Genomic DNA, 13,469 nt, shown 5'->3' on the forward strand with positions numbered 1-13,469 from the left:
TCGCCGCTCCTCCCGTCCAAGCCGTTCATGTGCGTCGCTCGGCGATCCGCTGCGCCAGTCCGTCGTCGGCGAGTGCGTCCTTCGTGAGGCGCCAGTGCGGGCGGGCGCCCACCAGAGGGCGGTCCGTCGCGAGGCGGCGGCGCCCGCCACCGGTGATGTTCAGCAGGACGACCGCGTCCCGGCCGACCTTCCCCTGGGCCACCGCGTCGCGCAGGCAGGCGACGGCCACACCCGCGGCGGGTTCGATGTCGATCCCCTCGAGTTCGCGGAACATGTTGCGGGCGACGACGACGGAGGCGTTGTCCGCGACCAGGACGTCGCCGTCGCTGTCGCGCAGCGCGTCGCGCACGCCCGCGCGGATGCCGTAGGGGGGTGCCCAGTTCGTCAGCTCGTCGGCATGCACCTTGGCGATGGACTCCCTGAACCCGTCGGTGAGTTCGGGATCCCGCACGGTCTCCCCCATGCGCCACGCGTCGTGGATGGGGGTGAACGGCAGGTTCTGGCACAGCATGAGTCTGGGCAGCCGAAGTCCGCCGGCGGCGACGCCGATCCGGCGGGCGGCCTCGAGGACCGCGATGGCGCCGGTGCCGCTGCCCACGGCCTGGAAGTAGTGCGACGGCAGGCACCTCATTTCCTCGTACGCCGTCAGCAGTACGGCCGCCAGGCCGTCCCGGCGGCCGACGTTCTTCACGCCGCCCTCGGCCCGGAAGGGCGGCAGGCGGGAGATCGAGGAGGCGAGTGCGATGGCGTCGGGATAGTCGCCGTCGTCGATGACCACGAGCGTCACACACGGGTCGAGGGTCCCGGGGAACCGCAGCCGGCCCAGGCCCTTGCCCGAGACGACGATCAGGCAGGGCACCCGCTGCCGGGAGCAGACCCAGGCGAACGCGGCGGCGGTGTTGCCCGACGAGGCGACGGTCAGGACGTGCTCCCGGCCCGGGAGCCGGCCGAGCACCGTGAGGGCCTCGAACTCCTTGAAGGTGCCGGTCTCGAGCGAGGCGCCGCGTTCGGGCCAGTAGCCGTTGAACGCGATCCACAGCCGCGGCAGTCCCAGGGCGGCGGCGAGGCCCCGGCTGCGGTACACGACGCCCCGGCCCGTGGACCGGGGGGCGCGGACGACGGGCAGCCACTCCCGGTAGCGGAAGAGTCCGTCGTATGCCTGGTCGGGGGTGAACCGCGGGTTGGCGTACTCGGTTCTGAGCAGGGCGGGCGGATGGTCCCGCGGGCAGTCCAGGATCAGGCCGTCGTCGGGCCGGCGGTCGCCGCACAGCGAGCAGACGAGTACGTAGTGCCGGTCCCCGGCCGCGGCCTTCGCGTCCGTACCGCGCCGCCCGTTCCCGGCCATGTGCCCACCTTTCGCCGACCACTTGGACATGGCTCGAATGCGGAGGTTTCGGGTGTCGCGGTGCGGCAGTCAGCGTACGGCAGCCGGGCCGTCCGATCCATGAGTGCGCCGCCCGGCACACCCACCCGACGGTTGCGTGTTCAACTGACGCTGGGCCTCACTTGGACGTCCCGGTCTTCCCTCGCCGCGGTCCGGAGTTACCATCCTGTCGAGTCGTTGGGGCTCAGAGGTGCGAGAAGGTGTGTGGTTGAGATGGCGGTAGGCAGGGTTGTCAGGTTCGACGGGGTGCGGGGCTACGGGTTCATCGCCCCCGAGCACGGCGGGGAGGACGTCTTCCTGCATGCCAATGATCTGCTGATCCCGGAGACGTCGGTGCGTTCCGGGGCCTGGGTGCAGTTCGAGGTGGAGGAGGGCGACCGCGGGCTGAAGGCGTCGTCCGTCCAGCTGGCCGAGGGGCCGCAGCCGTCCGTGGCGCCGGCGCATGTCGCGCCGCTGCGGTCCGCCGCGCCGGCGCATTCGCCGATGCCCTCGTTCCACGAGGCCGAGGAGCCGACGTGTGATGTGCTGGGCGCCGCGGAGTTCACCCACGAGATGACGGAACTGATGCTGAGCGCGGCTCCGTCACTGTCCGGGGAGCAGATCCTGCGGCTCCGGCAGCGGCTGGTGGAGTACGGCAGGAAGCACGGCTGGGTCGAAGGCTGAGCGTGAGGAAGGGCCCCACGGATGTGCGTCCGTGGGGCCCTTCCCCATGCTGGAGGTCGGCACCCTCGCAGAGCGCTTCCCTCCTTCGCCCGGAACTCGATCCACCGGTTCCGTCGTCCTGACAGCGAGGACGACGGAACGAGGAACGATGACCGAGCGGGCGAGGCGTGGGTGGAGCTGGCGGCGCGGGCGGGTAGCGGCCGGGGTGGCGGTGTTCACCGCCCTGCTGCTGGTGTTCCACGGCCTGGTCCCCCACCGGCCCGGCGGGCTGGGCAGCCTCCTGGAGTCCTTCCTGCCGTGGCTGGGCGTGCTGGTCGTGGTGCTGCTCCCGCCGGCCCTGCTGCGCCGTTCGGCTCTCGCGCTGGTCGCCCTGCTGCTGCCGGCGGCGGCCTGGACGTACCGGTTCGGCCCGCTGCTGCTCCCCGCGCCGGAACCCGGGGCCGGCGACCTCGTCGTGGTGCAGCACAACGTCAGCGACGAGAACACCGACCCGGCGGGAACGGCCCGCGCCCTGGCCGGTGCGGGGCCCGACCTGATAGCGCTCCAGGAGCTGGTGGCGCCGGCCCTGGCGGTCTACGAGAAGACCCTCGCCCGGGACTACCCGTACCGGACGGTCCGGGGCACGGTCGGGCTCTGGTCGAAGCATCCGCTCGGCGGGGCCCGACCGCTGGACATCAGACCGCGGGGCATCACGGAGGAGTGGGAGCGCGGGCTGCGGGCCGTGACACACACGCCGCGCGGCGAGGTCGCCGTGTACGTCGCGCACCTGCCGTCGGTCCGGGTCGGGGTCACCGGCCTCGCGTCGTCCTGGCGGGACGAGAGCGCCGGGCTGCTCGGCGACGCCGTCGCGGCGGAGCGGTCGCGCAGGGTGGTCCTGCTGGGCGACCTCAACGGCACCGTCGACGACCGGGCACTCGATCCGCTGACCAGCGAGCTGAACGTGCCCGAGCGGGGCGTCGCCCTCAGCTTCCCCGCCGCCTTCCCGATGGCCCGGATCGACCAGGTGATGGCCCGCTCCGCGACGGTCGGCCGGATCCGCACCCTGCCCGCCACCGGCAGCGATCACCTTCCGGTCCTCGCACGGGTCAGTTGGGACTGACCGGGGCATACTGCCTGAATCAGTGCGCAGCCGGCCCAATGCGACCGCCGAGCAAGCCGCTTGCGGTGCTTGCGTTAGCCTTTCGTGTGTGACGCGACGACTTGCTCAGGTGGCGAAGAAGGTTGGGGTCAGCGAGGCCACGGTCAGCCGGGTGCTCAACGGCAAGCCCGGGGTCTCCGACGCGACCCGGCAGGCCGTGCTGAGCGCGTTGGACGTCCTGGGCTACGAGCGGCCCACCCAGCTGCGCGGCGAACGGGCCCGGCTGGTCGGGCTGGTGCTGCCCGAGCTGCAGAACCCGATCTTCCCCGCGTTCGCCGAGGTCATCGGCGGTGCGCTCGCCCAGCAGGGACTGACGCCGGTGCTGTGCACCCAGACCAAGGGCGGCGTCTCCGAGGCCGACTACGTCGAGCTGCTGCTCCAGCAGCAGGTCTCAGGGGTGGTCTTCGCGGGCGGGCTGTTCGCGCAGGCGGACGCGCCGCACGACCACTACCGGCTGCTCGCCGAGCGCAACATCCCGGTGGTGCTGATCAACGCGTCGATCGAGAACCTCGACTTCCCGTGCATCGCGTGCGACGACGCCGTGGCCGTGGAGCAGTCCTGGCGGCACCTGGCGTCGCTGGGCCACGAGCGCATCGGCCTGGTGCTCGGCCCGTCCGACCACATCCCCTCCCGCCGGAAGCTGGCCGCGGCACGGGAAGCGGCCGGCGCCGCACACACCGAGCTGCCGGACGAGTACGTGGAACGCGCCATGTTCTCCCTGGAAGGCGGCCAGGCCGCCGCCGCCCGCCTCCTGGAACGCGGCGTCACCGGCATCATCTGCGCCAGCGACCCCCTCGCCCTCGGCGCCGTCCGCGCCGCCCGACGACGCGGACTCCACGTACCCCACGACGTCTCCGTCATCGGCTACGACGACAGCGCCTTCATGACCTGCACCGAACCACCCCTCACCACCGTCCGCCAGCCCATCGAAGCCATGGGACGCGCCGCCGTCGACCTCCTCTGCGCCCAGATCCAAGGCACCGAAGTCCCCCACGGCGAGCTGCTCTTCGAACCGGAACTCGTCGTCCGCGGCTCCACGGCACAGCCGTCCGCCGCCTGACGGCGGACCTCTCACCCTCTCCTCGCCCGCAAATTCCTTGCGGGAAATGGCAGCGGCTTGCGGTACTCCGACGGAGACCGTGAAAGTCGCTGATCCGAGACATCACACGGGACTTCCCCGCGTCTCACGGCGGCCACTCCGGGCCGTCGTGCGCCGAGTTCATGACGCGCATCCTGTAGACGACCCAACAGTTCTCTGCAACTCTCTGAGCGCTCAACGTAAATGACAGAGCACATTCAGGAACGAGGCGGAGATCGGAGCCAGATGAGAATCCGGAACTGGAGATCACGTGCTCTGTGCACGGTGGTCGCGACCAGTCTCCTGGCGCTGGGCGGCCCACTGCTGTCGGCCACGGCGGCAGGCGGACCCAACATCGCCGTGGGGGACGCCACGGCGGCGAGCAGCGCGCACGGCGAGTACGGCGCCGCCAACATCACCGACGGCAACCAGGGTTCGTACTGGCAGAGCGGCGGCGGCAGCCTCCCGCAGTGGGTCCAGACCGACCTCGGCACCACGGAGCGGATCGACGAGGTGGTCCTGAGACTGCCCGCCGGCTGGGAGCACCGCGACCAGACACTCGCCCTCCAGGGCAGCGCCGACGGTACGAGCTTCAGCACCCTGAAGGGTTCCGCCACCTACCGCTTCGACCCGGGGTCGGGCAACACGGTCACCGTGAGCTTCCCCGCGACCAGGACGCGGTTCGTGCGGGTCGAGATCACGGCCAACACCGGCTGGCAGGCGGCGCAGCTCTCCGAACTGGAGGTGCACGCGGCCGGGGAGTCGTCGACGAACCTCGCCGCGAACCGGACTCTGACGGCGAGCAGTTCCACGGGCTCGTACACGGCCGGCAATGGCAACGACGGCAACAAGGCGACCTACTGGGAGAGCGCCAACAACGCGCTGCCGCAGTGGATCCAGGCCGACCTCGGCGCCTCCCGCAGGGTCGACCGCGTGGTGCTGCGGCTGCCGGACGGCTGGGGTGCCCGCAGCCAGACCCTGAAGATCCAGGCGAGCGAGAACGGCTCGGACTTCAGTGACCTGACCGCCGCCAAGGCGTACACCTTCGACGCGGCGGGCGGCCAGTCGGCGACGGTCGCCTTCGACGCCACGACCGCCCGCCATCTGCGCGTCCTGGTGACGGCGAACACCGGCCAGCCGGCCGCCCAGCTCTCCGAGCTGGAGGTCTACGGCCCGGCGAGCGGCGACACCCAGGCCCCGACCACCCCCGCGAACCTCGCCCTCACCGAGCCGGCCACCGGCCAGATCAGGCTGACCTGGAACGCGTCCTCGGACGACACGGCCGTCACGGGGTACGACATCTACGCCGACGGCGACCTGCTGACCTCGGTCGGCGGGAACGTCACCACGTACACCGACACCCGCCCGGGCGACGCGACGGTCACCTACCACGTGCGGGCCAAGGACGCGGCCGGCAACGTGTCGGGCAACAGCAACACGGTCACCCGGCGCGGCGACAACGGGGACACGCAGGCGCCCACCGCGCCGTCGAACCTCGCCCTCACCGAGCCCGCCGCCGGTCAGGTGAAGCTGACCTGGAGCGCGTCCACCGACAACAAGGGCGTCACGGGCTACGACATCTACGCCGACAACAAGCTCCGCAAGAGCGTCGCGGGCGACGTCACCACCTACACGGACACACAGCCCGTCACCGCGAACGTGACCTACTTCGTGCGGGCCAGGGACGCGGCCGGCAACGTGTCGGGCGACAGCAACTCCGTCCTCCGCAACGGCACCCGGGACGGCTCGAACCTGGCCGTCGGCAAGCCGATCAGCGCCTCGTCCGTGATCCACACGTACGTCGCCGAGAACGCCAACGACAACAGCACGTCGACCTACTGGGAGGGGGCTGCGGGCAGCTACCCGAACACGCTGACCGTCAAGCTCGGCGCCAACGCCGACATCAGTGCCGTCGTGCTCAAGCTCAACCCCGACACCGCTTGGTCGAAGCGCACCCAGAACATCCAGGTGCTCGGGCGCGAGCAGGCGGCCTCCGGGTTCACCAGTCTGGTGGCCGCGAAGGACTACGTCTTCGACCCGGCGAGCGGCGCCAACAGCGTGACCGTGCCCGTCGACGGCCGGGTCGCCGACGTGCAGCTCAGGTTCACCTCCAACACGGGGGCGACGGCCGGGCAGATCGCCGAGTTCCAGGTGATCGGCGCCGCCGCGCCCAACCCCGACCTGGAGGTGACGAACCTGGCCACCTCGCCCGCCTCGCCCGTCGAGTCGGACGAGATCACCGTGTCGGCCACCGTCCGCAACAGCGGCGCCGCGGCCAGTCCGGCCGGCAAGGTCGCCCTGCGGCTGGGTGACACCAAGGTCGCCACCGCCTCCGTGGGCGCGCTCCAGGCGGGTGCGCAGAGCACGGTCAGCGCTTCCATCGGGGCGCGCGACGCCGGCTCCTACGAGCTGAGCGCGGTCGCCGACGAGGCCGGCGAGATCATCGAGCAGAACGAGACCAACAACACCTACACGCGTCCGGAGCCGCTGGTCGTCAAGCCGGTCGAGAGTTCCGACCTGGTCGCCGCGACCGTCACCACCTCCCCCTCCAGCCCGGCCGCCGGTGACGACGTCACGTTCAAGGTCGCGCTGCGCAACCAGGGCACCCAGGACTCCGCGGGCGGCGGCCACGGGGTGACGCTCACCCTGGTGGACTCCGACGGCGCCACCGTCAAGACGCTGACCGGCGCGCACTCCGGTGTCATCGCCGCCGGTTCGACGAGCCCCGCGGTGAGCCTCGGTCCCTGGAAGGCGGCCAACGGCTCGTACACGGTGAAGGTGAAGGTGGCCGACGACGCCAACGAACTGCCGGTCAAGCGGGAGAACAACACCTCCACGCAGCCGCTGTTCGTCGGGCGCGGCGCCAACATGCCGTACGACATGTACGAGGCGGAGGACGGCACCGTCGGCGGCGGTGCCACCGTGGCCGGGCCGAACCGGACCATCGGCGACATCGCCGGAGAGGCCTCCGGCCGCAAGGCGGTCGAGCTCGACGCGACCGGTGAGTACGTCGAGTTCACCACCCGGGCCGCCACCAACACCCTGGTGACCCGCTTCTCCATCCCGGACGCGCCGGGCGGCGGCGGCATCGACTCCACGCTCAACGTCTACGTCGACGGCGTCATGAAGAAGGCGCTGCCGCTGACGTCGAAGTACGCCTGGCTCTACGGCAACGAGGCCTCGCCCGGCAACTCACCCGGTGCGGGGGCGCCGCGTCACATCTACGACGAGGCGCACCTGATGCTGGGCGAGACCGTCCCGGCGGGCAGCAGGATCCGGTTGCAGAAGGACGCCGCGAACAACACCGACTACGCGATCGACTTCGTCAACCTGGAGCGGGTCGCCCCGGTGGCCAATCCCGACCCCGCGGCGTACGCGGTGCCGGCCGGGTTCACGCACCAGGACGTGCAGAACGCGCTCGACCGGGTCCGCATGGACACCTCCGGCAAGCTGACCGGGGTGTACCTGCCGGCCGGGGACTACCAGACGTCGAGCAAGTTCCAGGTGTACGGCAAGGCGGTGAAGGTGGTGGGCGCCGGTCCGTGGTTCACCAAGTTCCACGCGCCCACGACGCAGGACAACACCGACGTCGGTTTCCGGGCCGAGGCGAGCGCGAAGGGGTCGTCGTTCGCGAACTTCGCCTACTTCGGCAACTACACCAGCCGCATCGACGGCCCGGGCAAGGTGTTCGACTTCTCCAACGTGTCGGACATCGTGATCGACAACATCTGGAACGAGCACATGGTGTGTCTCTACTGGGGAGCCAACACCGACCGGATCACGATCAAGAACTCCCGGATCCGCAACATGTTCGCCGACGGCGTCAACATGACCAACGGCTCGACCGACAACCTGGTGTCCAACAACGACGCCCGGGCGACCGGTGACGACAGCTTCGCGCTGTTCTCCGCGATCGACGCCGGCGGGGCGGACATGAAGAACAACCTGTACGAGAACCTCTCGACGACGCTGACCTGGCGTGCCGCGGGTCTCGCCGTCTACGGCGGCTACAACAACACCTTCCGCAACATCCACATCGCGGACACCCTGGTCTACTCCGGCATCACCATCAGTTCGCTGGACTTCGGCTACCCGATGAACGGTTTCGGCACCGATCCGACGACCTTCGAGAACATCTCGATCGTCCGGGCCGGCGGCCACTTCTGGGGGCAGCAGACATTCCCCGGCATCTGGGTGTTCTCCGCGTCGAAGGTGTTCCAGGGGATCCGGGTCAACAACGTCGACATCGTCGACCCGACCTACAGCGGCATCATGTTCCAGACGAACTACGTGGGAGGGCAGCCGCAGTTCCCGATCAAGGACACCGTCTTCACCGACGTGTCCGTCACCGGCGCGCGCAAGAGCGGTGACGCGTTCGACGCCAAGTCCGGCTTCGGCCTCTGGGCCAACGAGATGCCCGAGCCGGGGCAGGGCCCCGCGGTCGGCGAGGTCACGTTCAACGGGCTGAGGCTGGAGGGCAACGCCGTGGACGTCCGGAACACGACGTCCACCTTCAAGATCAACCGCAACCCGTAGACCGACCGGGCCGCCTCGGCCCTTGTCGGTCGGACCACTGACTGGCGCAAGCCTCTTGCAGAGGCTTGCGCTAGTCTTGCGTCTGTGACGCGACGACTTGCTCAGGTGGCGAAGAAGGTTGGGGTCAGCGAGGCCACGGTCAGCCGGGTGCTCAACGGCAAGCCCGGGGTCTCCGAGGCGACCCGGAGGTCCGTGCTGAGCGCGTTGGACGTGCTGGGCTACGAGCGGCCCACCCAGCTGCGGGGCGAGAGAGCGAGACTCGTGGGACTGGTGCTGCCCGAGTTGCAGAACCCGATCTTCCCCGCGTTCGCCGAGGTCATCGGTGGTGCGCTCGCCCAGCAGGGACTGACGCCGGTGCTGTGCACCCAGACCAAGGGCGGCGTCTCCGAGGCCGACTACGTCGAGCTGCTGCTCCAGCAGCAGGTCTCTGGGGTGGTCTTCGCCGGCGGCGGGCTGTTCGCGCAGGCGGACGCGCCGCACGACCACTACCGGCTGCTCGCCGAGCGCAACATCCCCGTCGTGCTCATCAACGCCTCCATCCCGGATCTGGACTTCCCGTGCATCGCGTGCGACGACGCGGTCGCCGTCGAGCAGTCCTGGCGGCACCTTGCATCGCTCGGGCACGACCGCATCGGCCTCGTACTCGGCCCCTCGGACCACATCCCCTCCCGCCGGAAGCTGGCCGCGGCCCGGGAAGCGGCCGGCGCCGCACACACCGAGCTGCCGGACGAGTACGTGGAACGCGCCATGTTCTCCCTGGAAGGCGGCCAGGCCGCCGCCGCCCGCCTCCTGGAACGCGGCGTCACCGGCATCATCTGCGCCAGCGACCCCCTCGCCCTCGGCGCCGTCCGCGCCGCCCGACGACGCGGACTCCACGTACCCCACGACGTCTCCGTCATCGGCTACGACGACAGCGCCTTCATGACCTGCACCGAACCACCCCTCACCACCGTCCGCCAACCCATCGAAGCCATGGGACGCGCCGCCGTCGACCTCCTCTGCGCCCAGATCCAAGGCACCGAAGTCCCGCACAGGGAGCTGCTCTTCGAACCGGAACTCGTGGTTCGGGGCTCCACCGCGCAGGTTGGGGCCCGGTAGCGGATCCTCAACTTCTTCGGTCGACTGTCAAGCAATTACGAAATCAGCGCGAGATATTGCGTTCACTTGTTCGCGGTGGTTGAGTGAGCGGCGCCCCACAACGCATCGGCGGTGGGGCGCCTTCCACGTTCATGCCCGAAGGGGACCACCCATGAGAAGTGCTCGGTTCCGCCGTACTCGCCGTGCCGGCGCCATCACGCTCGTCTCCGCTCTCACCCTGACCGCTCTGGCCGCCTGCGGCACGAGCAGCAGTGACGACGGCGGCGGTTCCGAAGGCGGCAGCGGGTCCTCCGACCCGGCTGCTCCGCTGGACCCGAAGACCAAGGTCACGATCACCATCGACTGCATGCCGCCGACGGCGAAGGCGGCCGAGCTGAAGGAGTGGAAGGAGGACGTCAAGGAGTTCAACAAGACCTACCCCAACGTCACCATCGAGGGCCGCTCCACCCCCGGCCAGTGCCTGGAGCCGCCGCGCTTCACCGCGATGCTCAAGGCCAAGTCGCAGCCCGACGTCTTCTACACCTACTTCACCGACCTGCCGCAGGTGCTGGACAACGACGGCGCCGAGGACATCACGGCGTACGTCAACGACAAGACCGTCCCCGCCCTCAAGGACATCGACCCGAACGTCCTGGGCTCGCTGAAGCACGAGAACAAGCTCTACGGGCTGCCCACCAGCAACTACACCATGGGCCTGCTGATCAACCGCAAGCTCTTCGAGAAGGCCGGACTCGACCCGGACAACCCGCCGCGCACCTGGGACGAGGTCCGCACCGCCGCGAAGAAGATCGCCGGTCTGGGCGACGGCATCGCCGGCTTCGGCGAGTACAGCGCGGGCAACACCGGTGGCTGGCACTTCACCGCCCAGATGTACAGCCGTGGCGCCCAGGTCGTCGACGAGAGCGGCAAGAAGGCCGCGTTCAACAACGAGACGGGCAAGCAGGTCGCCGAGAACCTCCACGCCATGCGCTGGGAGGACGAGAGCATGGGCAAGACCCAGCTGCTCAAGTGGGGCGACCTCCAGAAGCAGATCGCCACCGACAAGCTCGGCATGTTCCTCGCCGCGCCGGACGACATCACCTACATGGTCCAGCAACTCGGCGCGGACTACGAGAACTTCGGCATGGGCCCGATCCCGGGTGAGAAGAACACCCTGGCCGGCGGCAACAGCTACATGATCAAGAAGGGGATCTCCGCCGACAAGATCAAGGCGGCCGTCGCCTGGCTGAACTTCCAGAACCTCACCGTCGGTGAGGGTCAGTTCAACTGGGGCCGCAAGAAGACCGACAAGCTCCCGGTCGGCCTCCCGCAGCCCAACTTCTGGCTGAACGAGTCCAAGACGAAGGACGACGCGGCCCGGATCGAGCACGCCACGATGCCGGTCGAGAACTTCAAGGCGTTCATGGACAACCCGGTGCCCGGCATGGCCGAGCCGCCGAAGGCGCAGGAGGTCTACAAGGTCCTGGACAACGTGATGTCCGGCATCCTCACCAACAAGGACGCCGACATCGACAAGCTGCTCTCCAGCGCGGAGAAGCAGGTCGACCAGGTTCTGGCCACGCAGTGACCGGCTCCCTCGGGGGGCGGGCCGCACCGCCCCCCGGGGCCCATGAGATCAGTCCCAAGGAGCGACGATGTCGGCCCCCAGCCTGACCCCGAGCAAGGCGGCGAGAGCCCGCCACGCCCAGCCGCCGGTGGACGGCCCGCCCCCGCGCGGCGGGTCCTTCGGCAGGAGCCTGAAGCGCAACCTCACCGCGCACGGCTTTCTGATCGGAGCGGTCCTCTGCTTCGCGTTCTTCTCCTGGTACCCGATGGTCCGGGAGTTCCTCCTCGCCTTCCAGAAGACGGACCAGGGCGAGGTCTCCTGGGTCGGCCTGGACAACCTGCGAACGGTCTTCAACGACCCGGCGTTCTGGCAGGCGTGGCGCAACACGCTGCTGTTCACCGTGCTGGCCCTGGTCCTCGGCTTCGCGGTGCCGTTCGTCGTCGCGCTCGTCATCAACGAACTCAGGCACGGCAAGGGATACCTGCGGCTGCTGGTCTACCTGCCGGTGATGCTCCCCCCGGTCGCCGCGGTCCTGCTCTTCAAGTACCTGTACGACCCCGGTTACGGGCTGCTCAACGAACTGCTCGGCTCCGTCGGACTGCCCGAGCAGCAGTGGCTCCAGGACCCCGACCTCTCGATGCTGTCCGTGGTCATCGCGTCGACGTGGATGAACATGGGCGGCGCGGCGCTCATCTACCTCGCCGCGCTCCAGGGCATCCCGGGCGAGCTGTACGAGGCGGCGGAGCTGGACGGGGCCGGACTGCTGCGCAAGGTCTGGCACGTGACGATCCCGCAGACGCGGCTCATCCTCTCGCTGATGCTGCTGATGCAGATCATCGCCACCATGCAGGTGTTCGTGGAGCCCTTCCTGCTCACCGGCGGGGCCGGGCCCGAGGGTTCGACCACCACCGTCGTCTACCTCATCTACCAGTACGCCTTCAACTTCAACAACTACGGCGCCGCGGCGGCCCTCGGCCTGCTGCTCCTCGTACTGCTGGCCGGTTTCTCGGCGGCGTACGTGAAGCTCAACCGCGCCGAGGACGAGTAGGCCGGGGGAATCCACCGATGTCCACACGCACGCTCATCTCGCCGGCCCAGCTCGCCCGGCCCCGCGGCAAGGTCCTCTACTGGGTGACGTTCGGCGGTGTGATCACGCTGTTCACCGTGGTCTTCCTGGGCCCCATGTACTGGATGGTCTCCAGCGGGTTCAAGGACACCCAGGAGGTCGTCCGGACGCCGCCGACGCTGGTCCCCGAGTCCTTCGAACCGGACAACTACTCGCAGGCCTGGAACGTCATGGACCTGGCCGGCCTGCTGGGGAACACGCTGTACTACGCGTTCGGCGCGCTCGCCTTCCAGCTGGTGCTCGACGTGGCGGCGGCCTACTCGCTGTCCAAGCTCCGGCCGGTCTTCGGCAAGGCCATCCTCGGCATGATGCTGGCGACGCTGATGATCCCGGCGACCGTCCTGGTCGTGCCGCAGTACCTGACGGTGCTCGACGTGCCGATCTTCGAACGCAACCTGCTGAACACGCCGTGGGCGATCTGGCTGCCCTCGGTGACCAACGCCTTCAACATCTTCCTGCTGAAGCGGTTCTTCGACTCGATCCCCAGGGAGCTGCTCGACGCCGCCTCGATGGACGGCGCCTCCCCGATGCGCACCCTCCGGTCGATCGTCCTGCCGATCTCGCGGCCGATCCTCGGCGTGGTGTCCATCTTCGCGATCGTGGGCGTGTGGAAGGACTTCCTCTGGCCCATGCTGACCCTGCCCGACCCGGCCAGGCAGACCCTGAACGTGGGGATCTACTCGCTGTCCAACGGTGTGCCCGTCAACGTGCTGATCGCCGCGCTGACCATGGCCTCACTGCCCACGCTCATCATCTTCCTGATCTTCCAGCGCAACATCATGAGCGGACTCACCGCCGGAGGGCTCAAGGGCTGAGGCACCGCGCCCCGCCCTCCTCCTCTTCCGACCCGCCGGCTCGTCCCGTCAGCCTTCGCCGCCGGCCCGTCCGACGCCCCGCACT

General features: G+C 69.4%; 9 protein-coding genes. 8 read left to right on the forward strand and 1 reads right to left on the reverse strand.

The annotated features are described in order from the left end of the window. Positions 1–25: 25 nt before the first annotated feature. Positions 26–1,345 (reverse strand): cysteate synthase, encoded by a 1,320-nt coding sequence (locus tag ACGF3J_RS29060; RefSeq protein WP_393855074.1) that lies wholly within the window; start codon positions 1,343–1,345, stop codon positions 26–28. A 252-nt stretch (positions 1,346–1,597) separates the two neighbouring features. Between ACGF3J_RS29060 and ACGF3J_RS29065 the strand changes: the two genes are divergently transcribed. From ACGF3J_RS29065 to ACGF3J_RS29100, 8 genes are all read left to right on the forward strand, one after another. After that, positions 1,598–2,047 carry a cold-shock protein gene (locus ACGF3J_RS29065; protein ID WP_393855075.1) on the forward strand — a complete coding sequence of 150 codons (450 nt, stop codon included), beginning with the start codon at positions 1,598–1,600 and terminating at the stop codon, positions 2,045–2,047. 148 nt (positions 2,048–2,195) lie between these two features. Then, a complete protein-coding gene (locus ACGF3J_RS29070) occupies positions 2,196–3,146 on the forward strand; it encodes an endonuclease/exonuclease/phosphatase family protein (RefSeq protein WP_393855076.1) in 951 nt (316 codons plus the stop codon). A gap of 88 nt (positions 3,147–3,234) precedes the next feature. Beyond that, a complete protein-coding gene (locus tag ACGF3J_RS29075) occupies positions 3,235–4,245 on the forward strand; it encodes a LacI family DNA-binding transcriptional regulator (protein WP_393855077.1) in 1,011 nt (336 codons plus the stop codon). A 264-nt stretch (positions 4,246–4,509) separates the two neighbouring features. Beyond that, entirely contained in the window at positions 4,510–8,799 is a 4,290-nt protein-coding gene (locus ACGF3J_RS29080; RefSeq protein WP_161328388.1) for a discoidin domain-containing protein, read from the forward strand. 84 nt (positions 8,800–8,883) lie between these two features. Further along, complete coding sequence (locus ACGF3J_RS29085; RefSeq protein WP_393855078.1) at positions 8,884–9,897, forward strand: LacI family DNA-binding transcriptional regulator; 1,014 nt, start codon at positions 8,884–8,886, stop codon at positions 9,895–9,897. 151 nt (positions 9,898–10,048) lie between these two features. After that, positions 10,049–11,464, forward strand: a complete 1,416-nt coding sequence (locus ACGF3J_RS29090; RefSeq protein WP_393855079.1) for an extracellular solute-binding protein — start codon at positions 10,049–10,051, stop codon at positions 11,462–11,464. A gap of 67 nt (positions 11,465–11,531) precedes the next feature. Then, positions 11,532–12,491, forward strand: coding sequence for a carbohydrate ABC transporter permease (locus ACGF3J_RS29095; RefSeq protein ID WP_122616397.1), 960 nt, complete (start codon positions 11,532–11,534; stop codon positions 12,489–12,491). 17 nt (positions 12,492–12,508) lie between these two features. Then, positions 12,509–13,384 (forward strand): carbohydrate ABC transporter permease, encoded by an 876-nt coding sequence (locus ACGF3J_RS29100; protein WP_125489809.1) that lies wholly within the window; start codon positions 12,509–12,511, stop codon positions 13,382–13,384. Positions 13,385–13,469: the final 85 nt, after the last annotated feature.

The sequence above is a fragment of the Streptomyces sp. NPDC048171 genome, assembly GCF_043202655.1.
In the GTDB taxonomy this organism is placed as follows: domain Bacteria; phylum Actinomycetota; class Actinomycetes; order Streptomycetales; family Streptomycetaceae; genus Streptomyces.